The organism is Aeromonas popoffii (genome assembly GCF_037818705.1).
In the GTDB taxonomy this organism is placed as follows: Bacteria; Pseudomonadota; Gammaproteobacteria; order Enterobacterales; family Aeromonadaceae; genus Aeromonas; species Aeromonas popoffii.
Map to the genome: position 1 here is coordinate 1,320,579 of NZ_CP149129.1, position 24,216 is coordinate 1,344,794.

The window sequence follows — 24,216 nt, forward strand, 5'->3', positions numbered from 1 at the left end:
ATGCCAAGGCATCGGTTTTTTTATCTCTTTTTTTCGTTACCTAACCGAATGTCAGCAATAAAAAAGCGCGCCCACAGGCGCGCTGTTGCGAGTCAGGTCGTCAGGCTATTCGTCGAAGATACCGAAGTGATCCTTGGCGAAGTTGACCCTCTGCTCCACGTTCATCTTGACCTGGCCCAGCTTCTCTATGGTCTTGAGATTGGGCACCAGGCCCCGACCGTTGGCGATCTGGATGGCGAGGCCCGGTCGGGCGTTGAGCTCCAGCAGCATGGGGCCACGGAACTTGTCCAGCACCATGTCGGTGCCTATGTAGCCAAGGCCCGACATTTCGTAACAGGAGGCCGCCAGGGTCAGCAGTGTGTCCCAGTGGGGCACCTTGAGTTCATACAGATCGAGGCCGGTATCCGGGTGATGACGCAGCGGATTGCCAAACTGCACCGCCCGCAGTGCCCGGCCAGTGCGCAGACACAGGCCCACGCCCACAGCGCCCTGGTGCAGGTTCGCCTTGCCGTCGGAGGCGGCGGTGGAGAGACGCATCATGGCCATCACGGGGAAGCCCTTGAAGATGATCACCCGCGCATCGGGCACCCCTTCGAATGAGTAGCCATCGAAGACATCATCGAAGTTGATGAGGCCCTCCACCAGCGCCACGTCGGGCTTGCCGCCCAACGAATAGAGGCCGGCCAGTATGTTGGAGACATGACGCTCCAGATCCTGACCGTTGCTGGCGCTACCGTTGGGTTTGTAGAAGAGACCATCTTGCTGACGCAGGATCACCAGGATCCCTTTACCGCCCGAACCGCGAGCCGGCTTGATGCAGAAACCCGGCCAATCCTTGACCAGCGTGGTGATGCGGGTCACGTCGTGCTGGGCGCGGATGGTGCCGATCAGTTCCGGCACCGTCACCCCCGCATCCAGTGCGATGCGCTTGGTCTGCAGCTTGTCATCCACCAGGGGATAGAGGCTGCGCGGGTTGTAGCGGCTGATGTAGGAGTGGTTACGCTTGTTCATACCGAGGATGCCTGCCTGGGACAGGCTCCACGGGGTGGTGTATTTTTCCCAGAACCACATCTGTTACTTGTCCTTACCTGGGGTGGCGCCAGACTCGATCTCGTTCACCAGCGGTTTGAAACGCTTGAGCTCGCTCAGCTTGTAGCCGGTGTAGTTACCCAGCAGCAGCACGGTCGCCATCAGCACCAACTGCAGGCCGAGGAAGTTGAAGGTGAGGTGGCGGATCAGTTCGTTGTCCATCGCCAGGTAGGCGATGATGGCCACCAGCAGGGAGCCGCCACCCTGGCGGAACACCTCTTTCGAGCCCTCTTCTTCCCACAGGATGGACATACGTTCGATGGTCCAGGAGAGGATGATCATCGGGAAGAAGGTGATCTTCATGCCGTCGGTCAGCCCCAGCTTGAAGGCGAACGCGGAGAAGATGCCGATCATCGAAATCACCATGATGATGATGGCCGATATCCGCGCCACCAGCAGCAGGTTGAGCCGCGACAAGTACGAACGGATGATGAGGCCGGTCCCGACGATAAGCAGGAAACCCACCAGACCGGTAATCAGCTGGGTCTGGATAAAGGCGACCGCGATCAGCACAGGCATGAAGGTGCCGGAGGTCTTGATCCCGACGATAACCCGCAGGAATACCACCATCAGCACACCGATGGGGATCAGCAGCAAGCCCTTGAACAGGGTCTGCTCTTCCAGCGGCAGGCCGTGGATGGAGAAGTTGAGAATATCGGACTTCTCGAATTTCTGGGCCAGCGCCACGTTGACCGGTTGCTCCTGCTCGATCATCGAGAAGGTGACACGGGAGTTGTGGCCACCGGTCACGTCCAGCAGGGCGCCGGAGTTGTACTCCCACAGCAGCAGGTTGGCAGGGCGGCCCTGTTCACCGGTCTGCGGATTGAACAGCTTGTAGTCGGTCGGGTTGTTGAACACCTGCAGATAATCCACCAGCTCCTGACGACGGCGACCATCTTCCAGGCTCAGGGCCTGCACCACGCGGGCCGGTACATTGGCATTGTTGAGCAGCTCGGCGATCAGGTTGGCGCGGGTCTTGTGCTTTTTCAGCAGCTCGGCGTTCTGCTCTTGCTTCTCGATCTCCTTGATGATCTCGCGGGTCAGGGTATAGCCATCGGCAGAGCGCTCCTGGGCACGCTCCAGGATCTGCTTCATGGCGGTGGCGTAGGGCTCGCTCTCGATCTGCTTCTCTATGGCCGGCGGCTGCGGGTTGGCGGCCGGTTTGGCATGGGCATCTGCCATCATGTCGACGCGGTAGTAGAGCTCCTGACGGCCGGAGGCGGTACGGATCGACCACTCGGCGCGGGCATCACCGTCTTTCTCGACAAACGACAGGCCATAGCCCGGGCTCGCGGCGTTCTCGTTCATCAGGGTGAAACCGGGCTGAGTGCCCGGAATGGCCAGGGAGGCGATCACAGGTTCGCCGGTGGCTTCAAATTCCAGTTTGGCTTCGATGGACCAGATCTGGCGCTTTTCACCGGGCGTGAGCGGCACATCCAACGCTATGTGGTGATAAAACGTCATCCCCAAGCCGACAATGTACAGCAGGGCGACCAGCAAATAGAACGGCTTACGGGAAACCATGGATTATTTCACATCCTTGAGCTTGGGTTTGGGTTGGATATACTCGCGGGCCACATCAACGACGGCGATGTCTTTCAAAAACTCACGACCCAGCAGCACGGGGAAGGTCATGTCGCTGCGATCTTTGAGGGTAAATTCGGCTTTCTCGGTCATGTCGCCAATGCGCACGGCCAGACGGACCACCGGACGACGGTCGAGGTCGTCGGCGGAAGCCTGACGCACCCGCACGTGACGCACCAGCGGTGCTTCGATCTGGATCTTGTCATCCATCTCCTGGTGGCTCAGGAAGAAGCGCACCCAGTTTTTGCCGTTGCGCTCGAAGATGGTGATGTCCTGGGCGCTGATGGAGGAGGTGGTGGCACCGGTATCGACCCGCGCCTGGAAGGCGTCATTGGCGGCGTCTACCCAGATCCACTCGGCTTCACCGACCAGCAGTTTGCCATCGACCGTGTGGCCCTGGCTTGGCGCCTGGCACTTCTCGGTCGGGATCGCCATGGGCTTGGGTGGCTCGGGCGGCAAGGATTCGAGCTTGCTATCGACTTTTTTCACGGACTCTTTCATGTTGTTGACATCAGTGTTGAGCTGAACCAGCAGGTGCTGTTGCTGCACGTACTGCTTCTGTTGCTGTTCCATGGATGTTTGCAGACGTTGCTCGCTCAGCGTGATCTCGGTGCGAAGCTCGGCCAGCGTCAAGGTAGGTACCGGGGGCGCTTTCTCCATACTGACACACCCGCCGAGACTGAGCAGGGAGAGCAGGGTCATTCCTTTAAATTTGCTTTTCATGTCATTCATTTAACTGTGCTTCCTGGAATTGGGTCAGTGTAACTTCCACAGGCGCCATCGGCTAGTCTTTGGCCTTTCTGGCAATCAGTACGGCACGTTTCGGCGCCGGGTGTCCTTCCACCGTGAGCGCTGGGTCTTGGGGGTCCAGGTAATCGCTCAGTGATTCATTTATCATCCAGTCGGTACGACGCTGTTCGTCGGTGCTGGTCATATTCTCGTCCACGATACGCACATCGGTAAATCCGCAGCGCTCGACCCAGAGCTTGAGCGCGGTGCTTGAGGGGATGAACCAGACGTTACGCATCTTGCCGTAGCGATCAGTGGGCACCAATACATCGTTGACGCCGCCATCGATCACCAGGGTTTCCAGTACCAGCTCGCCATCGTCTTTGAGCTGATTGCGCAACTGCTCTATGTGCTCGATGGGGGATTTGCGGTGATAGAGCACCCCCATGGAGAAGACGGTGTCAAAGGCGCGCAGCGCCGGCAGCTCCTGAATGCCCAGCGGCAGCAGGTGGGCGCGCTGGTCGCCGCCGAGAAAGTGGCGGATGGCCTCGAACTGGCAGAGAAACAGGGGGCTCGGATCTATGCCGACCGCGAGTTTGGCCCCTTCCCCCACCATGCGCCAGAGGTGATAACCGCTGCCGCAGCCCACATCCAGTACATAACGACCGGCCAGCGGACTGATATGGGGCAATACCCGATCCCACTTCCAGTCGGAGCGCCATTCGGTGTCGATGTGGATGCCGTGCACCGTGAACGGGCCCTTGCGCCAGGGCATGAAGTGGCGCAGCAGGCTCTCGACCTTCTTGCGCTCCCCCTCGCCGAGGCTCTCGGCCCCGCCTATCTCGACCCGGCTTTTCAGCTCTATGTGTCCGGGGGATACCACCGGCAGCTTGTTGAGGGCTCGGTTCCAGCGCGGCAGGTCCCCGTGCTGGTTGTCATGTTGCCAGGCGTGCAGCTGGGCGGGCAGGGTATGCAGCCAGTGGCTCAGCCGGTTTTTGGCGATCAGTTGATAAAAATGGGCAAAGTCGATCATGGCTTAGTTGGTGTCGCTGGATTTGATGGCAATCATGGAACCGAAGTTGAAGCACTGGAACCAGAGATCCTGGTGAACGAAACCGGCGTCTCGCAGGCGGGCTCTGTGTATCGCCAGGCTGTCGGTGCGCATCACGTTTTCGAGGGCGTTGCGCTTCTGGCTTATCTCCAGCTCGCTGTAGCCATTGGCCCGCTTGAAATCCAGGTGCAGATCGATGAGCAGCTCATTGACCGGCTCATCGTCGAAGCGGAACTTCTCGCTCAGGATCAGGATGCCGCCCGGGCGCAGCCCATCAAAGATGCGCTGGATCAAGGTCATCCGCTTTTCGGGGTCCACGAACTGCAGGGTGAAGTTGAGCACCACCACAGAGGCGTTCTCGATAGCGACGTCGCAGATGTCCGCTTCGACCAGCTCCACTGGCACCTCGGATTTGAATCCAGAGAGGTGGGCGCGGGCGCGTTCGATCATGGGATGGGAGAGATCGACCGCCGTGATGTGACAACCCGGTTGGGTCACGTGGCGGCGCATGGCCTGGGTGGCGGCGCCAAGCGAACAGCCGAGATCGTATAAATGGCTTCCCGGCTGGGCGTAGCGGGCAGCCATCATGCCGATGGCGGAGATGATGTTGCTGTAGCCCGGCACCGACCGCTGGATCATGTCGGGGAAGACATCGACGACCTGTTCGTCAAAGCAAAAGTCCCCCAATCGGGCGATAGGGGCGGCAAAAATCTGGTCTTTGGTATGCATGCTGGCGCAACCTGACACTCGGTATATGAACCGACTGTTTGTTCAATTGAGTCGTTGGGTGACACCCTTCAGGGTTGTTTTATCACCGGTTTACGAACGGGGTGGCTGGCCGTGAGATCCTTCGGGCCTGTCCTGTTCGCAATGGGCCATTATCCGGGCCCTTGATCCGGAGCCGCGCTGCTTGTTGCAATGAATTGCAGTGGTCAACGGCAGGCCCCTTATATGGAGCCGCGCTGTTTGTTGCAATGAATTGCAATGGTCAACGGCAGGCCCCTTGCTTGGGGCGCTAGTGTAGAGGATTGATGGGCGTTTGTCTTGACGCCGAGCCCCGTCCAGCCACAAAAAAGCGGCTTTTTTTACGCCCGTCCGATGGTCGGTGACATGGCTGACTAAAAGCGCAGCACGCCCTGGCGCGCGCGATCGTTTTCCCCCGGCCAGGGGGCCATCTCCTGACCCAGCAGGCGGGTTATCTGACGGGCCAGCTCGGGTGACTGGGCATTGTCAGCGGTATGTATAAAGAGGTAGAGATCCTTTCCCTCCGCCAGCCACTGACGCCAGTGGGGTAGCCAGCCTGGCAGGAAGGGGCGATTGGCGGCCGGATCCGGCAGACCGATGAGCCGTACCACGGGGGCACTGGCGGTAGCCAACAGATGCACTGGCAGTCTGGGCTTCTTGCCCTGGGCATCTATCATGGCTGCCGTGGTGGCCGGCACAGAGAACAGCGGCCGGCTGTCGAGCATGATGCGGTTGATGCCGTTTTCCATCAGCATCCGATTCAGGCTTCGCTCTGCCTCGCCTTTGGCGAAGAAATCGGGGTGGCGCACCTCGAGGGCATAGCGAAACTGTGTCGGCAGCCGGTTGAAGAATTCAGCGAGACGGGGAAGGCCGCTCGGGCCGAAGCGGGCAGGCAGTTGCAGCTTGAGCAACCCCAGCTTGTCGTGCAGCGGGGTGAGCAGCCGGATAAAGTCGGTCACCTGTTTGTCGGCATTCACCAGATCGCTCTGATGGCTGATTGTCTGCGGAAACTTGAAGCTGAAGCGAAAGTGAGCGGGCACCGCATCGGCCCAGCGTCGCACTGTTTCGGGGGTCGGCGAAGCGTAGAAGGTGGTGTTGCCTTCTACCGTGTTGAACACCCGGGCGTAGTGGGCGAGGTGCTCGGCGGGTTTGGCGCCCACGCCCAATAATTGACCGGGCCAGGCCGGGTGTGACCATTGTGGCAGGCCCAAAAAGAGGCTCATGGCGGATCCTGTCTGCGGGTTTATCTCGTTTTGCGCCCATTTTTTGTCTTGAGATGTAAAAAACAGGGCAAAGGGGGCTGCTGGCCATTTTACCCAAATGGGGGTTTTCCTCTATAATGCCAGCCCTTTTGTTTGCCAATGGTTGTGACTCACGCCGCTGTGCGCATATTGTGGCGACGGTAGCGGCCATGAATTGGCCAAACAACGACGCTTTCCGATGCCCTCTGACCGACTGCCCGGCCGCTTGCCAGCCGCCTCTGGTCGAGCCGATATCGGTGGCAGGTGTCCGATCCCGGGGGTCGGACGGTATGAGACAGATTTCAAACCGGGCAAGAACAAGACTCTGGCCAGCTGTGAGACAGACGGTGCTTGCCAGTCGTGCCCGGCGACCCAGGTTCACCGTCTCTCTACAATTTCGAAGGAAGAAGTCCATGCGCTCTATTTATTGCGGACAGGTCAATGAGGCCCATGCTGGGCAGACCATTACATTGTGCGGTTGGGTCCATCGTCGTCGCGACCTGGGCGGCCTCATCTTTATCGACATGCGTGACCGGGAAGGGATCGTGCAGGTGTTCTTCGATCCGGACAAGCCGGACGCCTTCGCCCTGGCCTCCGAACTGCGCGGTGAGTTCTGCATTCAGGTCTCCGGCGTGGTACGTACCCGTCCCGACTCCCAGCGCAACAGCGACATGGCCACCGGCGCCATCGAAGTGTTCGCCCACGAGCTCACCATCATCAACCGCGCCGAGCCGTTGCCGCTGGACTTCAACCAGGTCAACAGCGAAGAGCAGCGCCTCAAGTTCCGTTATCTGGACTTGCGTCGCCCCGAGATGGCCAAGTACCTGAAGACCCGTGCCAAGGCCAGCGCCTTCGTGCGCCGCTTCATGGACGAGCACGGCTTCCTCGACATCGAAACCCCCATGCTGACCAAGGCCACCCCGGAAGGTGCCCGTGACTATCTGGTGCCGAGCCGGGTGCACAAGGGCAAGTTCTACGCCCTGCCGCAGTCCCCGCAGCTGTTCAAGCAGTTGCTGATGATGTCGGGCTTCGATCGCTACTACCAGATCGTCAAGTGCTTCCGTGACGAAGACCTGCGTGCCGACCGCCAGCCGGAATTCACCCAGATCGACGTGGAGACCTCCTTCATGACAGCGCCCCAAGTGCGCGAGCTGATGGAAGAGATGATCCGCAACCTGTGGCAACACGTGCTGGCCGTGGATCTGGGCGACTTCCCGGTGATGACCTTCGACGAAGCCATGCGTCGTTTTGGCTCCGACAAGCCGGACCTGCGTCTGCCGATGGAGCTGGTCGATGTGGCAGACCTGCTGACTAATGTCGAGTTTGCCGTGTTCGCTGGCCCTGCCAACGACCCGAAAGGCCGTGTGGCAGCCCTGAAAGTGCCGGGCGGCGCCGAGCTGTCCCGCAAGCAGATCGACGAGTACACCAAGTTTGTCGGCATCTACGGTGCCAAGGGCCTGGCCTGGATGAAGGTCAATCATGCTGGAAGCGGCCTCGAAGGCGTACAGTCTCCGGTTGCCAAGTTCCTCTCCGATGAGATAGTGCGTGAGATCCTGACCCGTACCGGCGCGGCCGACGGCGACATCATCTTCTTTGGCGCAGACAGCAAGAAAGTGGTGGCCGATGCCATCGGTGCCCTGCGTCTGAAAGTGGGCCGCGATCTGGGTCTGATGGAAAACAGCTGGAAGCCGCTGTGGGTCATCGACTTCCCCATGTTCGAGGAAGACAGCGAAGGCGGTCTGGCGGCCATGCACCACCCCTTCACCGCCCCGAGCAACCTGGGCCCGAGCGAGCTGAAAGCCAACCCGCTCAGCGCCTATGCCAACGCCTACGACATGGTCATCAATGGCTACGAAGTGGGTGGCGGCTCTGTGCGTATCCACAACAGCGAGATGCAGGCCACTGTATTCGACATCCTGGGTATCACCCCGGCCGAGCAGCGCCTCAAGTTCGGCTTCCTGCTGGATGCGCTGAAGTACGGTACCCCGCCGCACGCCGGTCTGGCCTTCGGCCTGGATCGCCTGAGCATGCTGCTGACCGGTACCGACAACATCCGGGACGTGATTGCCTTCCCGAAAACCACGGCGGCCGCCTGTCTGATGACTGACGCCCCCAGCTTTGCCAACCAGGCGCAGATGAGCGAACTGGCGATTGCGACGACCGTCAAGGGTGATGAATAAGCCGGCATCCGGCATAGTCCCGGCCGCGCCCAGCGCGGCCTACCCGGTCACTTTGTGTTATTGAAATCTAAAAAATATAACGGAGAGTCTCTATGGCAGGTCACAGTAAATGGGCCAACATCAAACACCGCAAGGCAGCTCAGGATGCCAAGCGCGGCAAGATCTTCACCAAGCTGATCCGTGAAATCACCACCTCTGCCCGTATCGGCGATCCGGATCCCGCCAACAACCCGCGTCTGCGTGCGGCAGTGACGGCAGCCCTGACCAGCAACATGACCCGCGAAACCATCAACCGCGCCATCGCGCGTGGGGCCGGTGGTGGCGACGGCGAGCAGCTCGAGACCATCGTCTACGAAGGCTACGGCCCGGCAGGCTCCGCCGTGATGGTGGAGTGTCTGACCGACAACCGTAACCGTACCGTGGCGGAAGTGCGTCATGCCTTCAGCAAGAGCGGCGGCAACCTGGGGACCGATGGCTCGGTCGCCTACCTGTTCAGCAAGAAAGGGCTGCTGACTTTCGTCGGTGTCGATGAAGACGCCCTGATGGATGCGGCACTGGAAGCGGGCGCCGACGACGTGGTGACCGAAGAGGATGGTTCCATCGAGGTGTACACCACCCCGAACGATTTCGGTACCGTGCTGGATGCGCTGGAAGCCGCCGGCTTCAAGGCACAGAACGCCGAAGTGACCATGATCCCTTCCACCGAGGCCGAGCTGGATGCGGAAACCGCGCCCAAGCTGATGCGTCTGATCGACATGCTGGAAGATTTGGACGACGTGCAGGAGGTGTACCACAACGGCTCCATCTCCGACGAAGTCGCCGCGACCCTGTAATCCGGTCCGTGAACACTCAGGTGGCGACGCTCTGTTCGCCCCCGCTAAAACGGCAGCCTCGGCTGCCGTTTTTCTTATGATGAGCTGGCACCTGAAGATCGTGCCGACCATGGCATTGCCCGCCTTAATTTTCCCTTAAGTTTGGCAACTTAAGTTGCCTGCAGTGTCCGGGCGCCCCAGCCCCTTGCCGCGCTTGCCTTCAGGAGGCGCGGCAAGCGAGCACTCACAACCGGTGCCCCATGCAGGGGCTCCCGTCCTGCTTGGTTTGTCGGAGTATCGTTATGCGCATCACCCTGGGAGTGATGAAGGTGAATCTGTTGCTGGTGCTGCTGTTTGCACTGGTGTTCAACTGGCCCATCTTCCTGCACTTTTACCGCACTCTCACCCAGCTGGAGCACGTCAAGGCGGGCTTTGCCCTCTCTATCCCCCTGGTGCTGCTGGCCGCGCTCAATGCGGTGTTTCTGCCCTTTACCTTCCGCTATCTGCTCAAGCCCTTCTTCGTGCTGCTGATCCTGATGGGCTCTGTGGTCAGCTACGCCATGCTCAAGTACGGCGTTATCTTCGACGTGAGCATGGTGCAGAACATAGCCCAGACCAACAGCGGGGAGGCGGCGGCCTATCTCAATGGATCGGTCGCGCTCTGGTTCCTGCTGACCGGTGTGCTGCCAGCGCTGGCCTTGTTGTGGGTGAACATAACCTATCCCAGCCCCTGGTATAAGGGAGTGGGGTTGCGCCTTGGCTCCATCGCCCTGTCGCTGCTGTTTCTGGTGGGAGTGGCCGCCCTCTATTACCAGGATTACGCCTCGGTCGGGCGCAACAACAAGTCCCTCGGCAAGGAGATAGTGCCCGCCAACTATGTGCACGGTCTCTATCGCTATGCCACGGATATCCTGTTTGCCACCCCCATCCCCTATCAGCTGCTGGGGACGGATGCCAAAGTGGTGGGGCAGGGCGGCAAGCCGACCCTGATGTTCCTGGTGGTGGGGGAGACGGCCCGCAGCCAGAACTACTCCCTCAACGGCTACGGGAAGCAGACCAACAGCTTCACCGAGCAGGAGGCGGGCATGGTCTCGTTTCGCAACGTACGCTCCTGCGGCACCGCCACGGCTGTCTCGGTGCCCTGCATGTTCTCCAATCTCACGCGCCGGGAATATGACGACACCCTGGCCCAGTCGCGGGATGGCATGCTGGATGTGCTGCAACACGCAGGTATCTCTGTGCTGTGGAAAGAGAACGACGGCGGCTGCAAGGGGGTGTGCAAGAACGTGCCCACCATAGACATAGAGGCCAAGGCGTTTCCGCAGTATTGCCAGCAAGGCTCCTGCTACGACGAGGTGATGCTGGAAGGGCTGGATCAGCAGATAGCGCAGATGAAGGGCAACAAGCTGGTGGCCTTCCACCTGATGGGCAGCCACGGCCCGACCTATTATCGGCGCTACCCCGCCTCCGAGCGCTTCTTCGTGCCGGATTGCCCGCGCAGCGACATAGAGAACTGCAGTAATGAGGAGCTGGTCAACAGTTATGACAACACCATACGTTACACCGACAAGGTGGTGTCACAGCTAATAGACAAGCTCAAGACGCTGCAGAATGACTACAACGTGGGGCTGGTCTATCTCTCCGATCACGGCGAATCCCTCGGTGCCATGGGGCTCTACCTGCACGGCACTCCCTACAAATTCGCGCCGGATGATCAGACCCGGGTGCCGCTGCTGACCTGGTTCTCGCCCCAGTTGCAGGCCGATCGCCAGCTGGATATGGGCTGTCTGGCGGTGGAGGCGGGCAGCCAGCGTTTCTCCCACGACAACCTGTTTCACTCCATGTTGGGGATCATGGATGTACAAACCAGCGTCTACGATGGTGCGCTGGACCTGTTCAAGCCGTGTAGAGCGGGGTGAAACGTTCACTTCAAAAACATGTCGTATGGCAAGTTAAAGATGTGTTGTTGTCATTTGAGCGACTGAGATAGATCTAAATAGCTGATCCTAATAGTGCTACACCTTCGCTGTGCCATAGCCATTCCCAGGGAAAGAAGACACTGTATCCATGAAGTGTTTCACTCGAGTCAGCAGGTTGGCCATGACTCAGCATTGGTGATTGCGCGTGATGGTTTCATGTAACTTGTGCCACAGCCGTTCTATAAGATTAATCCAAGGGCTGTAGACTGGCTGGAATACCAGACAGAACTTGGGATTATTCTTCAACCATTGCTCGGTCTGTTTGCTTTTGTGAATGATGTAGTTATCGAGGAGCAGCGTAATGCTTTTGGCTCGCCGGTAGTGAAAGCGCAGCTTCTCCAGCATGGCGATAAACAGGGATGAGTTCTTCTTTATCCCGCTGACGTAAAGCACTCTTCCGGTGCCTGCATGGAGAGCACCAGCCAAGTAATGCTTGGTATTTTTCCCCGGTGTGACAACACGTTTTTGCTGTGCTCTGAGCATCCAGTCAGCCCCTAATTTTGGATTGAGATCTATATCGACCTCATCCTCATAAAACACCGGGTTATTGGCATCACAGCGGGCCAGTGCAGCCTCGATATTCGCCATTTTTTCCTGATAGGCAGGGTCTTTTATCCGCAAAGATTGATTTTGATGGCCAATAGTTCGGTACACCAACGGCTGCGCTGATAACCAAAATCTTGCGGAGAAAACTGCATGAGCAGCACCAGTAAGGTGACAATCTTGGCGACAGGCAAGACAGGGGTACGGCCTGCTGGTAAGGTTTCTAACGCATCTACCCCTTCATCTCTATACCACAGAAGCCAACGGCCTATGGTCGAGCGAGCCGCGCCAGTAAGCTGGGGAACATCAGTGATCGTGCGTCCTTCCTTCATGTAACAGCAAGATGGCCATTAAGCGACGAGCATGCCCTTTATCACGAGTGGCATGGATGATTTTGTGAATGCGGCGCGCTGTGGGTGGCCGTGGCAGGGGTGGTAAGATAGGCATCAACTCAGTTCTTTGGGTGTGGCTTGTTTTGTTTGGCGACTAATGAGATCGCACAAACTGGACTGAGTTCTCTACCTCCGGTGGCCTGTTATTCGGAACAGTTATTTAGAGTGTTTTTCTTACACATAAAAAATCCGAAACCAAATAAACAGGTTTCGGATTTTCTCATATCAGTAGATCAGTTTTCTTTTTAACTCAGAGTTATAAATATGCGACAAATGGATTATCTATCTTCGCACAATGAATACTACAAATTCTAATTTAGTTGTTAATTACTACGCCTCGGCCGGCACGCAGGCCGGAGGCAGTGCGGACTGCCACCTTACCCGAGACGCTCGGAGCATTCGCCGCGTCGTAAGTCTGCCAACCACCGCCATCGACGGAGTACTGGATGGTCAGACCCGGGAACGGGCTGTTGGCCTTGAGCACGCCGCCTTCGATGATCGCGCCCGGTACTGGCAGGTAGAAGTCAACACCACGGGCCTCCAGCTTCGGCAGTACACGCTGACCCAGCAGGTTGGCAAAGCGGTTGTAGTCGCTGCTGCGCGCCTGATTGTCTGCCGGCTTGCCGGCGTTGTCGTTGGCCTCCCAGCCAGCCTTATGCCAGGCCCTCTCGGCTAGGGCAAAGACCCGTGGGAAGAGCATCTCTTCGAACTGGTTGTCGGTGCGCACGGTTTCGGCCCAGAGCGAACCCTGTATCCCCAGCACGTTGGCCGGTTGCTCCAGGGTTTTGGCGGTGGCGCCATCGACCACCTCAGCCTTGGTAATCGGCTTGCCGGCACGGGTGTAATCGGTGTTGGCAAACAGATCGTCCGGCATGAAACCGAAGGTCTTGCGGGTATCGGTAAAGCGGGGGGCCCAATAGTAGCCACGCTCGGCCGGATCCGGCTCGTTCGGGTGGTCGAAGTAGAGGTGAGTTGCTTGGTTGTAGATGACCCCATAACCGGCGTTAGCCAGCTTGTAAGCTCGATCGGCTACACCCCATTCCCAGATATTCTGCCAGGCATTGCCGCTTACTAGTGCGTTGGCCAGGTTGCTGCGCGGATAGACCTTGTTGTCATGCATCAAGCCATCTTCCCAGCCGACCATATTGAGGCCGTGGGCGGAGGTAATGCCTGAGACCCGCTCGACAAAATACTGACTGAGCTGGGACGGGTCCTTGATCCCTTGGCTGTTGTTGGCAAAGAACGCCTGACAAGCCGGCGACTGCTTCCAGGCGCCAGCGACTTCATCTCCACCGAAGTGGAAGGTCTTGAGCGGCTGGATACCCTGGTGCAGGGCCACCAACTCACCCACGACGGTGTCGATGAAGCGGTAGGTAGACTCCATACAGACGTTCATGGCGTTGTCCTTGAACATCTGCACCGAGGTGTAGTCGGTGCGGTCATCCGGATCGGAGAGACGATAGTCGGCGGCCTGCTGTGGCTGACCGGCTTCGTTCAAACGGGCACTGCGCGCATCCATCGCCTTGATGGCGGCGTGAGCGTGGCCAGGCATGTCGATCTCGGGAATAACCTCGATATTGAGCGCCTTGGCGTGACTCAGGATCTCGCGGTAATCGTCGGCACTGTAGAAGCCGTCAGACTGTGCGGTGCCGTTCGGACCAGCACCCAGGAAGGGCAGAATACAGGTGCGCTCGGCCGGATCGTGGCAACGACGAGCGCCAACGTCGGTCAGCTCCGGCAAGGCGCCGATGGCGATACGCCAACCCTCGTCATCGGCCAGACGTAGATGCAGCTTGTTAAGCTTGACGCTGGCCATCTGGTCGAGCAGGGCGAGCACTGCCTGTTTGCTGCGGAAGTTACGCGAAGCGTCGAGAGAGAGGCCGCGATAGGCAAAGCGCGGGGCGTCGGCGATGGTCACTGCAGGCACGACGCGCTGTTGCTCCAGTTGCAGCAGCGACTGGGCGGCATAGAAGGCACCAGCTGCATCTGCGGCTGCGATCTGGATGGTTTGGCCCTTGCTGTCTACCTTGAGGCGATAGGCCTCTTCCCACTTGGCCTGCCCGTCTATCTGCACCTGCCCCCAAACCATGCGAATCACCTTGCTGGTGTTGGGTGACCAACTCTGCGCTTGCAGACCAAGACTGGCAGCCAACCAGCGAGCCTGTTCCTCATAGCCGTTATCAAACACGACAACCCAGTCTGCACCTATGGTGACATTGCCGGTGGCCAGCTGCATCTCGGCGGGAGTTGGCACGACGCCGACCGGATGAGCCTGTACGGACAGATCAGCGTTACGGGCATAGCGATCGGCAGCTGTGAACGGATTCCAGCGGTCGATATTGCTCGGGCCGTTATAGCGTTTCCACTGTTTGGGCGTGCTGAAATCACCCACAAACGGCAGCTCGGCCGAGGGCTCCGTCGGGACCACGCCGTTATGGGTATTACTGGTGCTGGCAAGCAGAGCTGTGATGGGGTTGCCCTTGGCATCTTGTGCGGCGAAGTACCAGTTGGGCATCACGTCACTTTTGGCAACCTGCCAGTTTCCTCCATCAAAGGCGATCTCGACCGATTGGCCGGCGTGCAGCCCCCGGAATTGAGCCGTTGGTTCCAGTTTGAAGATGTCGCCGTTGACATGGGTGACCTTGAATTGGTCGGTGTAGAGCTTGCTCACGTCACGAATATGGCTGAACCAGAGGCTCCAACCCGTTGCTGGCAGAGGTTGGGCGGTGTTATTTCGCAAGGTGATACTCGCCCGGAAGCTGTTGCCATCCGTCAGGGTGTTATCGATGACTTGATACTTGAGGTCGACTCCTTGACCCATCCCGTCCAGCTGGGTTTGGGTTATGGCCATGGCGGCCGGAGCTGTCAAGGCTATGGCGAGCGCCATGCTGACCAGAGAGCGTCTTACGCGCATTGTTACCATCCTTTTTGGTTGTTAATTTTCTTGGCGAATCAAGGGTAGCGCTGAAAGGGTGTTTTTTATACAGAAAGTGGGTGCCGAACGAAGCGTTTTGTATGTTTTGTGATGGCGATCCCTTTTGAGTCTCTTTTTTGGTGGGGACAGCAAGGGGGCTGGGTCTAGTGAGTTAGAGTGTAAATTACTGTTTTTAATATATTTTCATGGTGTTTCTCATTCCAATCCAGAAAGAGAAAGACACTGATTAGTGCCGATATGGCCATTATGCCAATATTGAACGCCAGTCACATTAGTAAAAATCATAATTTGCCTTGAAAACAAAGTGCAGGTATATGTGTTGGCTGGATTCAATGAGGGCCTCATGATGATTGGGGAAAAAGCGCTTGATACCGTAAGCGAATATATAAAGGAAAATATATCATTGACTCTAGTGGAGTCAGACATATTCACACATCAGTTTTTGAATAAAGGAACCCCTATTTATAATTTGGGTTTTAGAAGTGTATTGACAGGTGATATTGACTTAGAGTTATTAGTTAAGACTTATATAAATACCGTAAGGTCATATAAAACACTATACTTTGGATTTAACGTGGATGATAGTCATCCATATAAGAATAGAGTTGAATTATTACAACCTATTTTTGATATAAGGCCTAGTTGGCCAGAGAAAGATGAATGGATAGAGTGGTTGCGAAAACCATTCGATTTGACAACACCGCCACTATTACGATGTATCTTCTCCCCGGTGAACGACTCCGAATGGGCGTTGTTGACTAAATCCGAACAGGGGAAGCCTTTCCCAAACGGCTTATTCCGCTTAGTTCACCTGCTGCCTGACAGGCATTCCAAGCGCCGTCATTTTGTTCACCGCCTTCACCCCTGCCAGCGCTTCACCAACCTGCGCATTGTAATTCCTCAAGCTCAACTTCGAGCTGATGAGTTGTTTGAAACGATACATCGCTGTCTCGGCTTTTGAACGCTGATGGTAGCCAGACGCCCGCTTCCACTCCTTCAGCTCGCCAGCCTTGAGTGCCTTCACCGCTTCGTTGCGGGGATGACCCTCCTCCCACAACGCGGCATTTTTCCGCGGCGGGATCGTTGCCCTGGCGCCTTTCTTCTTCAAGAGCGCATGGCACTCTTTGGTGTCATAGGCGCCATCGGCACTGACCTGCTCTATCTTGCGCCGTAGTCGATTGAGCAAGGTCGGCAAGACTTCATTATCCCCCACCGTTTCAAGGCTGACTTCGGCGGCAACGATGGCGTGGGTCTGCGCATCGACCGTCAAGTGAAGTTTGCGCCAGACTCGCCGCTTCTCCTTGCCGTGCTTGCGCACCTTCCATTCGCCCTCGCCGTAGACCTTCAGCCCCGTGGCATCTATCACCAGATGAGCCACGGGTCCTTTGCTGGGTAAACGGTACTGAATGTTGACCTGCTTGGCGCGTTTGCTGATGCAGCTGTAGTCCGGTGACTGCAAGGGAACATCCATCAACTGGAACAGCGAATTGATGAACCCCTCCAGTGCACGCAGGGGCAACTTGAACACGCTTTTGAGCATCAGCGCGGTCTCAATAGCTCTGTCGCTGTAGTGAAACCCCCGTCCTCGACTACCATGGTGGGTCTGGCAATGCCATTGTTTGATGGCTTGTTCATCCATCCAAAGGGTGAGGGAACCACGTTGTACCAAGGCCTGATTGTACAGTTTCCAGTTGCAGATCTTCTGTTTGGACTTGCCCATCTGACACTCTAGGTTGGTTGACTCAGATGATCAGATCTCCGGATACGCTGAAAGTTCCGGATTTAGTCAACAACGCCGCATTCACTTGGTGAGTGGGTCGCGCTATGCATCGCAGGAGTGCTGACCTTGGATGAAGCTATCGCACTGGTTTTTCATCGGGGAAGACTGATGGCAGAATCACCCGATGGAGCCATGTTAGCATTCAATGCCATGCCACCATTATTCCATTCGAATGAGCAGACCGAGGTCTGGACAGCCGTATATAACAGTGACCGTCACCATGTCCAAGCCGGTACTGTCTCGGCGATCGCGGTGTTATCAGAGTGGTGTAAAAAGGGTGGCATCTCTTTTCACAAGTTGAACAACCGACATCCTTTCCACACACCATTATTGCGGCCAGTGGCTGATGAGTTCAAAAATAAAATTCTTCATCAATCATGTGCTTTTCGTCATCCGGCGATTCCCGTAGTCAGTAGTGTTGATGGACACTGGCTTAGTGATGCTACGGTGACTCCTGATTATTTAAGCAATCAGATATGTCAGCCCGTCAACTTCGCCAAGGGACTGCAAAAACTACTTGCATTACCAGGGCCCATAATATTTGTCGAAGTCGGACCTGGTGCTGGCCTGCTTGGATTTTGTCATGCCATGAGTGGTTGGAATCCTCAACGACACGCGACCTGTCGAACCATAAAGGGCAGACAGGAATCGATCTCAGATGATGGTGTCCTTCAACTGGCGATGGCAGAGATGATGTGTCTCGGTGTCAGTCTTCCACAGCCGACCATCTCTGTTACTTATCCAACGCCCCGTAGGGCCTTTAACCAGGCAACTCATCTACCATCAAGTCCTGTGCCCTCGGTGAAAAAGGAAAATGTACGACATGATCCAGTGGCGCGGCTCGCTAATTGTTGGTCCAGCATATTGGGATCCTTGCCCACATCAGAAAGCGATTTTTGGCAAGCGGGTGGCACATCGCTTACGGCATTAACCTTAATAGCAGAGATGTCAGCTATTAAAGGAGAAGAAATATCATCAGATTATCTGTATGAATTTTCAAAGTTTGATGATCTTGCCAATAACCTAAAAGAGAATAATCAAAAAATTATTGAACCTCTTGATGTTTTATCAATACTGCAAGACTGTTGGTTTAGAACAATTGGTCAAAGACCAGAGTCGAATAGCAACTTCTGGATGTCAGGTGGGTCATCGTTGAGTGCTCTCTCTTTTTCGGCATTGCTGGCAGAAAAGCTTAACCTAAATGTCGGGCTGGAGCATATATATGACTACCCAGTTTTCAGCACACTGTATGATTATTTAAAATCCGGTGTGGTCAATGCATCAAATTATGAGAAAAGTGAAACGTTATGAATTTTAATGTATTAAAAAAAACTTATAGTGACTCTTTTATCAACGTTGATGTTCTACCTACAACGAGCCAAGCAAGAATCTTAGAGCAACAAGCCCAGCAATTGAGCAACCGTAGCTATCATGAGTTATTGCTTCTAAAGGGAAATGGAATTCCTGATGTAGTTCGTCTTCAATCATCACTTAGTGAAGTGGTCGCTCGTCATCAGAGTTTGTCAACAAACTTTATAGTTGTTGATGAGAAACTTGTTCCCTGGGATGCGAGCGGTGCTGAACTAGAGTGGTTACAAATACGGCTGGAACAAACAGAAGACATATCATCAGTCTTGAATGACTGGATATCCAAAGATCTGGTTTTTTTGGAGAGACTACCGTTGCGAGTAGGGCTTATATTGAAACCTGATCATTACTATATTGCGATTGTTGTTCATCATGTCGCGATCGATGGTTGGTCATTCATGGTCTTGCTGCGTGAATGGTCAGAGCTAATGTCATCGGGTAAATTGATTGAGCCTGCACCGATATTTAGTCGCTATTACTCTGATGAATTAGTAAGACAGCAGCATGGTAATGCCGCCAGAGAAGCTTTCTGGCGAAAATATCTCGAGCATGCTCCGGCATTTTCTTTACCTACACCCGATCTACATTGTTCTGAGCGAATGAATAGAGAGGGTGGGGTAATGGTTAGCCGCTTGGGGGAAGAGGAATGGTCTTTATTATCTTATTTGGCAAGAAAAAATAATTGTAGTGAGTTCGTCGCGCTCCAGGTTTTATTTGGTTCATGTCTATGTAGATTGTATAGACGGACCAGTGTTGTAATTAGTTCACCGTGCGCAAATAGAATCGCTACGGATAGCCACGGAGTGATTGGTTTTCTTGCAAATACACTACCATTTCATATTGAATATTCGCCAGAAGAGACGTTTTTAGCAGCAATAAAAAAGCAACGTTCAATATCGATGACGGCGCTCTCACATCAGCAGCTTGGTTACGACACAATATTAGAATTGTCTGGCGCAGAAACAAAAGCTGGAATATCCCCTCTGAGTCAAGTGTTTTTGGTGTTGCAAAATATTAGTACAAATATGCCAAAACTAAATGGAGATGATATTAGTATTTGTGCTGACATTTCACCAAGAGATATTAAAGCGGAACTGACTCTTGAATGTCAACCTGCAGTGGAAGGTGCCAAATTAATTTGGAGATATGCTACTGGGGTCTATAAAGAAGAGACCATAGCTGGCATAGACAAAGCATTAACTAATATAACTCGAGCGGCACTATTATCTCCCGATATACCCTTGTGTGAACTGCCACTTATTGACGATGAAGACCTCAAAATCATTGCTGTATATAATAACAGAAAAATGGACGTTCCAGATGGAACTGTTGTTGATTGGATTAGGCATAATGCACGTGTGATAGGTACAAGCCCTGCTATTTTTGAATCGGATGGGAACTATGTTAGTTATCAAGAGTTGGAGCAACACACAAACAGTGTAGCAAACAGTTTGAATGCGCTAGGAATAAGAGATGGCGACATTGTTGCGTTGTATATGTCACGCTCTATAAATATGTTTATCAGTATGTTGGGGGTTTTAAAATCCGGCGCGGCATATTTGTCGTTAGACCCAGACTATCCTTCATCGCGCACAGAGTTCATGATTGATGATAGTCATGTTTCATACATTATAACTGACAAGATAAGGCCTCAGTCAAACCGAAATTATCAATTCTTGGAAATGGAAACATTATTAAATGGGGTGACTGATGGTGGTTCACTGCCGGTACTTAATAATGATTATGTGGCTTATATAAACTACAGCTCAGGTTCAACAGGTAAACCCAAGGCCAGCATACTGTCACATCGAGGATTGAGAAATACGGCATTTAATTTTAACAAGTCACTTTCTATCTCTCATGGTGATAAATTGCTTCAGTTTTCATCTCCCGCATTTGACGCATGCACAGCTGAATGGTTGATGGCATTTGTAAACCAAGCCACGCTAGTCTTGCTCGGTCCTGAGCATTCTCGAGATATTAATCATGTAACAGAGATCATACAGCGACAACAGGTTACGCATCTTCATCTGCCCCCTAGTGTTTTCTCTCTACTCTCACCGAATAGTTTATCCAGTGTGAGGGTGGTGATCAGTATTGGTGAGGCAATGACACCGGCGGTGAAAAAAACATGGCAGAATGCCACCAAGTTATATAATGGGTATGGGCCGAGTGAGTTCACTATCGCTACACATATGCATTTATGTAGTGAGTTAAACACGCCAAAAAATATTGGCCAAGCATTTTATAACACTTCTTGCTATGTCGTCGATCAGCATATGTCACTACTTCCAATAGGTTTCGAAGGTGAGCTCGTATTGGGGGGGGGATGGGATTGCCAATGGATATTTAAATCGTGAAGAGTTAACGAGGAAGTTTTTTTTAAAAAAACTTGGAAATGCTACTGTCGATAATATAGTCTACCGTACTGGAGATCTTGTTAAATGGAATGAGGTGGGAGAGCTTATATATATAGGTAGAACTGATAGTCAAATAAATGTTAACGGTGTGAGAGTTGAGACGGATGAAATAGTTAACGTATTGTGTCAGTGCAGAGGGGTGCTGGATGCGGTATGTTGGATGCCGTCTAGTGGTAATGAATCCCATCTTCTATCTGCAATTGTTATAGAGAATAAAAATGAGGTGACACATGATGAAGTTTATAATCATATGTTATCTTACTTGCCCAGGAGCATGCTCCCAAACTCAATCATTATTTTGACTTCTTTACCACGAACACCCAATAATAAGATTGATTATAAGGCATTGACTGAAATTGCAAATCATGAATTAGAGTCAACAAATTCTAACAGCATAGAGCTTAACGAGTTACAGACGAAATTGCTCGGTTTCTTCAATGAAGTTTTAGCGAAAACGGTAGGGCCTAATAGTAATTTTTTTGCATATGGTGGCCACTCATTATCCGCATCAAGATTAGTGGCTAGAATAAGAAGTGATTTGGGAAAAAGGATTCCGCTTTCTACTGTTTATGAATATCCGACGGTTATTCAACTGGCAACGCAGATTACAGACGGAGATAGTGGTGATAGGCGCTCGACAGAAAAGGCCATCGACCAACACTCCATGATATTAGCCACGCCATCACAGCGAGAATTTTGGCGATTTGATAAACATGTAAAGTCACCTGCGTTTCATATTCAAGAGCAACTGTTACTTGATGGTGATCTGAACAAAGAGGCTCTGCTATGTGCAATAGAAAACATAGTAAAGCGTCACCAATCACTTCACAGTACGTTTTGTTCGGATGGGCATAAAATATGGATGAGGTTAGAAAGTACTGACAGAGTATTTATAAGTCAAGCATCTTCCTTAGACATGGAATGGTCTGATTTTCTAGAGGGTGCCGTTAGAGCTGGTTTCGATATCAATAATGGGCCATTAATAAAATTTTATCTCTTTCAACATTCAGCTTTAAAGCATACGCTTCTCATCATGGCTCATCATATTATTATAGATGGTTGGAGCCTACAAAACCTGACTCGTGAGCTGGCATTGTTTTACTGTGGTTACTCTACTGAAGGTGTTAGTTTTAAGGCGCCCGTACTGAATACGAGCTTCTTCGATTATGCAAAGAACCAGTTTTGTAATGAAGACAGAAACCTTCTTTATTGGAATCGTCGAGTTGGACAGAGACATCAATGGCTATCTTTACCGGGTGAGAAGGTGAAAAATGATACATGTCGAGAAGTTAATAGTATAGAGTTAGTCATACCCCCATCACTTGGTATACAACTCGGGGCCATCAGTTTTGAGCATAAGGTCACACCCTTTGTTACATTGTATAGCGCAATGAGTATATTTCTGGCTCAACAATGTAAGCTTGAAAAAGTAATATTAGGGACAGTCGTTGCTCATCGACCTATGCCTGATGAGGAGAACATTATTGGTCTATGCCTAAGTTCAGCACTTTTAGTCTGTGACTATGATCCAGATAAAACATTTTCAGATTATCTCCATAAACATCAGCGAGAGTTTATCGAGTGTCTCGACCATCTCCCTTTGGATGTCACCGCATTAAATAATTATAATGTGGAGGATTTCGAGCATGGTCGATACCCAGTGTATCAGATGATGATGGTGATGCAGAACTTCGAAGGACAGCCACTAATATTACCTGACATTGATGTTAGTCGCATTCCTATTCCATCGAAGGAGCAAGAGGTCGATCACTATCTCTCGATAGAAACCATAGGTGATGGCGGTATGACGATCACATGGAACTATCGAAAATCCATGTTTGATAAGCTTGACATGGAAAGGAATGGGAATCTATTTATTTCTTATTTGAAGGCAATGCTGTACAGTACCGAAACTGTTAGTAAGGATTTAATTGAATATGAATCGGTATTGCCGGATGGCCAATTAAAGAACCTTGGAGCTGCTCCCTGCTGTATTAATCCCGTGCAGCTGATAGCGAGAAAAGGTCATGAGTATCATCATCGTTTAGCACCTCGGATCCATCTTCAATTAAAAAGCCAGTGTATGGATAGAAATGTCTCATTACTAGAATGGTTATATACATGCTATATATTCACCGTTTCGCAAGTTAAATCGGTCGATACTATTTATCTGAAGATAGAACTGCTGGATGATGAGCTTGTTACGATCAAATCCAAGCATGCTATGCATCCGGGTGTGGAGTTCAATGCTGTCATTGATGATGTCGTAACGATTATTAGATGTGAAAATAATCTAATATGTATAGGATCAATCGACCATCGTTCTCAGGTTGTGTTTTCTGAGTCGAGCGATAACGATAACGCTAGAGATAGAAATGAGAGTTCCTCGAAGTCATTCACAATGAAATTAAAATATATTGATAAGGACCCGTACATCTCCTGGTATTTAGAGGGGGCAGTGCATGATGATTCAGTCATTGAGAATATAGCCGCACGTTACACCGCAATTTTACAACAATCACTGTATGATTTTAATTTTAAACCTATGGAAAGCGTGTTTGAGAAACATAATTTGTTTGGTATAAAACATCGAACCTTAGAAAAGGTATTGCTTAAAAACGGTGATTCGAATTTCAATATAATTTGTATTCCAGGTGTTCTGGGGCAGAGCGAGTGCTTCAGTCATTTAATAGGGCATCTTTCTTGTGATGCCATGGTGATAGGATTCAATGCCCTACTAGATAGTGATGCCTTCCCTATAGAGGTATATATATCTGCGTTAGATGAGTTCGATCTCTCTAAATCAGTATTGTTATGCCACTCCATGGGGGGGGGAATTGCAGCCAGAGTTTCTGAAGCATTAAAAAGCAAAGGTAAAATTCGACCTCCTGTTATCTTACTCGATAGTTGGCCTACTGAGAGAGTCATCCCATCTTTTATGAGTATAAAGGATCATTTTATGATGACAGTCGCAAACAGCCTTGGCAATAACATCTCACTCGACATTTCGAAAGATAATAATGCGCTCATTGATTTTGATTCTGCGATTAATCTGCTATGTAATCAGAATCAAAAGCCGATGTTTAGTGCAGAGCAACTAAAAGCTATGTTTGCTAGATATTGCAATCAACGAAGTTATGAGATACCCATTTCGAGTGGAATGATGGATAAAGTTGCCTTGATCGAACCGCGCTTAGGGCCATCGTCAAAGATGTACTGGCAGCCCGTATGTGAGTCTCCCTTGCTTACATGTTCGATTGATGCTGGTCACGACACTATGTTACTCACGCCATATGTGAGCGAAACGGCAAAGGTCATAGATTATCTACTTCCGTTTATGTTTTCGAATTATGACAAGAGGTAGATAGC

The 24,216-nt window shown here is 52.8% G+C and carries 14 protein-coding genes and 2 pseudogenes; 7 read left to right on the top strand and 9 right to left on the bottom strand.

Features of this window, described 5'->3' with window-relative positions; genetic code table 11:
- Nucleotides 1-105: 105 nt before the first annotated feature.
- The 6 genes from WJM78_RS06340 to WJM78_RS06365 form a co-directional block, all read right to left on the bottom strand.
- Complete coding sequence (locus tag WJM78_RS06340; protein ID WP_042036878.1) at nt 106-1,071, bottom strand: alpha-L-glutamate ligase-like protein; 966 nt, start codon at nt 1,069-1,071, stop codon at nt 106-108.
- Between the two features lie 3 nt (nt 1,072-1,074).
- The gene (locus tag WJM78_RS06345; RefSeq protein WP_339014518.1) at nt 1,075-2,613 is read right to left on the bottom strand and encodes an inactive transglutaminase family protein; all 1,539 of its coding nucleotides are present in this window, start codon (nt 2,611-2,613) and stop codon (nt 1,075-1,077) included.
- A gap of 3 nt (nt 2,614-2,616) precedes the next feature.
- Nucleotides 2,617-3,375 (bottom strand): ATP-dependent zinc protease, encoded by a 759-nt coding sequence (locus WJM78_RS06350; protein ID WP_181364625.1) that lies wholly within the window; start codon nt 3,373-3,375, stop codon nt 2,617-2,619.
- 82 nt (nt 3,376-3,457) lie between these two features.
- A complete protein-coding gene (cmoB, locus tag WJM78_RS06355; protein ID WP_108535783.1) occupies nt 3,458-4,435 on the bottom strand; it encodes a tRNA 5-methoxyuridine(34)/uridine 5-oxyacetic acid(34) synthase CmoB in 978 nt (325 codons plus the stop codon).
- 3 nt (nt 4,436-4,438) lie between these two features.
- The gene (gene cmoA, locus WJM78_RS06360) at nt 4,439-5,182 is read right to left on the bottom strand and encodes a carboxy-S-adenosyl-L-methionine synthase CmoA (RefSeq protein ID WP_042036883.1); all 744 of its coding nucleotides are present in this window, start codon (nt 5,180-5,182) and stop codon (nt 4,439-4,441) included.
- A gap of 389 nt (nt 5,183-5,571) precedes the next feature.
- Nucleotides 5,572-6,420, bottom strand: coding sequence for a DUF72 domain-containing protein (locus WJM78_RS06365; RefSeq protein ID WP_339014522.1), 849 nt, complete (start codon nt 6,418-6,420; stop codon nt 5,572-5,574).
- A gap of 431 nt (nt 6,421-6,851) precedes the next feature.
- Between WJM78_RS06365 and aspS the strand changes: the two genes are divergently transcribed.
- The 3 genes from aspS (at nt 6,852) to WJM78_RS06380 (ending at nt 11,349) form a co-directional block, all read left to right on the top strand.
- On the top strand, nt 6,852-8,618 hold the full coding sequence (gene aspS, locus WJM78_RS06370; protein ID WP_042036886.1) for an aspartate--tRNA ligase: 1,767 nt from the start codon (nt 6,852-6,854) through the stop codon (nt 8,616-8,618).
- Between the two features lie 92 nt (nt 8,619-8,710).
- Complete coding sequence (locus tag WJM78_RS06375) at nt 8,711-9,451, top strand: YebC/PmpR family DNA-binding transcriptional regulator (RefSeq protein WP_005313105.1); 741 nt, start codon at nt 8,711-8,713, stop codon at nt 9,449-9,451.
- A gap of 281 nt (nt 9,452-9,732) precedes the next feature.
- A complete protein-coding gene (locus WJM78_RS06380; protein WP_339014526.1) occupies nt 9,733-11,349 on the top strand; it encodes a phosphoethanolamine--lipid A transferase in 1,617 nt (538 codons plus the stop codon).
- A gap of 96 nt (nt 11,350-11,445) precedes the next feature.
- Here WJM78_RS06380 and WJM78_RS06385 read toward each other — a convergent pair.
- The 3 genes and pseudogenes from WJM78_RS06385 to WJM78_RS06395 form a co-directional block, all read right to left on the bottom strand.
- Nucleotides 11,446-12,399, bottom strand: a pseudogene (locus WJM78_RS06385) (IS630 family transposase).
- Nucleotides 12,400-12,660: 261 nt separating this feature from the next.
- Nucleotides 12,661-15,258 (bottom strand): family 20 glycosylhydrolase, encoded by a 2,598-nt coding sequence (locus WJM78_RS06390; protein WP_339014527.1) that lies wholly within the window; start codon nt 15,256-15,258, stop codon nt 12,661-12,663.
- A gap of 823 nt (nt 15,259-16,081) precedes the next feature.
- Nucleotides 16,082-16,999 (bottom strand): IS5 family transposase, encoded by a 918-nt coding sequence (locus tag WJM78_RS06395; RefSeq protein WP_339014528.1) that lies wholly within the window; start codon nt 16,997-16,999, stop codon nt 16,082-16,084.
- 90 nt (nt 17,000-17,089) lie between these two features.
- On the opposite strand from WJM78_RS06395, the pseudogene WJM78_RS06400 reads away from it, so the two are divergent.
- The 4 genes and pseudogenes from WJM78_RS06400 to WJM78_RS06415 form a co-directional block, all read left to right on the top strand.
- Nucleotides 17,090-17,611 (top strand): annotated as a pseudogene (locus WJM78_RS06400) (acyltransferase domain-containing protein); the annotation flags it as partial.
- A gap of 141 nt (nt 17,612-17,752) precedes the next feature.
- Entirely contained in the window at nt 17,753-18,370 is a 618-nt protein-coding gene (locus WJM78_RS06405; protein WP_339015775.1) for an acyl carrier protein, read from the top strand.
- Nucleotides 18,367-20,787 carry an AMP-binding protein gene (locus tag WJM78_RS06410; protein WP_339014530.1) on the top strand — a complete coding sequence of 807 codons (2,421 nt, stop codon included), beginning with the start codon at nt 18,367-18,369 and terminating at the stop codon, nt 20,785-20,787. Before WJM78_RS06405 ends, WJM78_RS06410 begins: the two co-directional genes overlap by 4 nt.
- A complete protein-coding gene (locus WJM78_RS06415; RefSeq protein WP_339014531.1) occupies nt 20,735-24,211 on the top strand; it encodes a condensation domain-containing protein in 3,477 nt (1,158 codons plus the stop codon). The genes WJM78_RS06410 and WJM78_RS06415 overlap by 53 nt, the downstream gene beginning before the upstream one ends.
- The last annotated feature ends 5 nt before the right edge of the window (nt 24,212-24,216 follow it).

Bases quoted from the DNA above. Each gene is read 5' to 3' on its own strand.
- WJM78_RS06340 (WP_042036878.1), bottom strand. From the start codon at position 1,071: ATGTGGTTCTGGGAAAAATACACCACCCCGTGGAGCCTGTCCCAGGCA.
- WJM78_RS06345 (WP_339014518.1), bottom strand. From the start codon at position 2,613: ATGGTTTCCCGTAAGCCGTTCTATTTGCTGGTCGCCCTGCTGTACATT.
- WJM78_RS06350 (WP_181364625.1), bottom strand. From the start codon at position 3,375: ATGACCCTGCTCTCCCTGCTCAGTCTCGGCGGGTGTGTCAGTATGGAG.
- cmoB (WP_108535783.1), bottom strand. From the start codon at position 4,435: ATGATCGACTTTGCCCATTTTTATCAACTGATCGCCAAAAACCGGCTG.
- cmoA (WP_042036883.1), bottom strand. From the start codon at position 5,182: ATGCATACCAAAGACCAGATTTTTGCCGCCCCTATCGCCCGATTGGGG.
- WJM78_RS06365 (WP_339014522.1), bottom strand. From the start codon at position 6,420: ATGAGCCTCTTTTTGGGCCTGCCACAATGGTCACACCCGGCCTGGCCC.
- aspS (WP_042036886.1), top strand. From the start codon at position 6,852: ATGCGCTCTATTTATTGCGGACAGGTCAATGAGGCCCATGCTGGGCAG.
- WJM78_RS06375 (WP_005313105.1), top strand. From the start codon at position 8,711: ATGGCAGGTCACAGTAAATGGGCCAACATCAAACACCGCAAGGCAGCT.
- WJM78_RS06380 (WP_339014526.1), top strand. From the start codon at position 9,733: ATGCGCATCACCCTGGGAGTGATGAAGGTGAATCTGTTGCTGGTGCTG.
- WJM78_RS06390 (WP_339014527.1), bottom strand. From the start codon at position 15,258: ATGCGCGTAAGACGCTCTCTGGTCAGCATGGCGCTCGCCATAGCCTTG.
- WJM78_RS06395 (WP_339014528.1), bottom strand. From the start codon at position 16,999: ATGGGCAAGTCCAAACAGAAGATCTGCAACTGGAAACTGTACAATCAG.
- WJM78_RS06405 (WP_339015775.1), top strand. From the start codon at position 17,753: ATGTGTCTCGGTGTCAGTCTTCCACAGCCGACCATCTCTGTTACTTAT.
- WJM78_RS06410 (WP_339014530.1), top strand. From the start codon at position 18,367: ATGAATTTTAATGTATTAAAAAAAACTTATAGTGACTCTTTTATCAAC.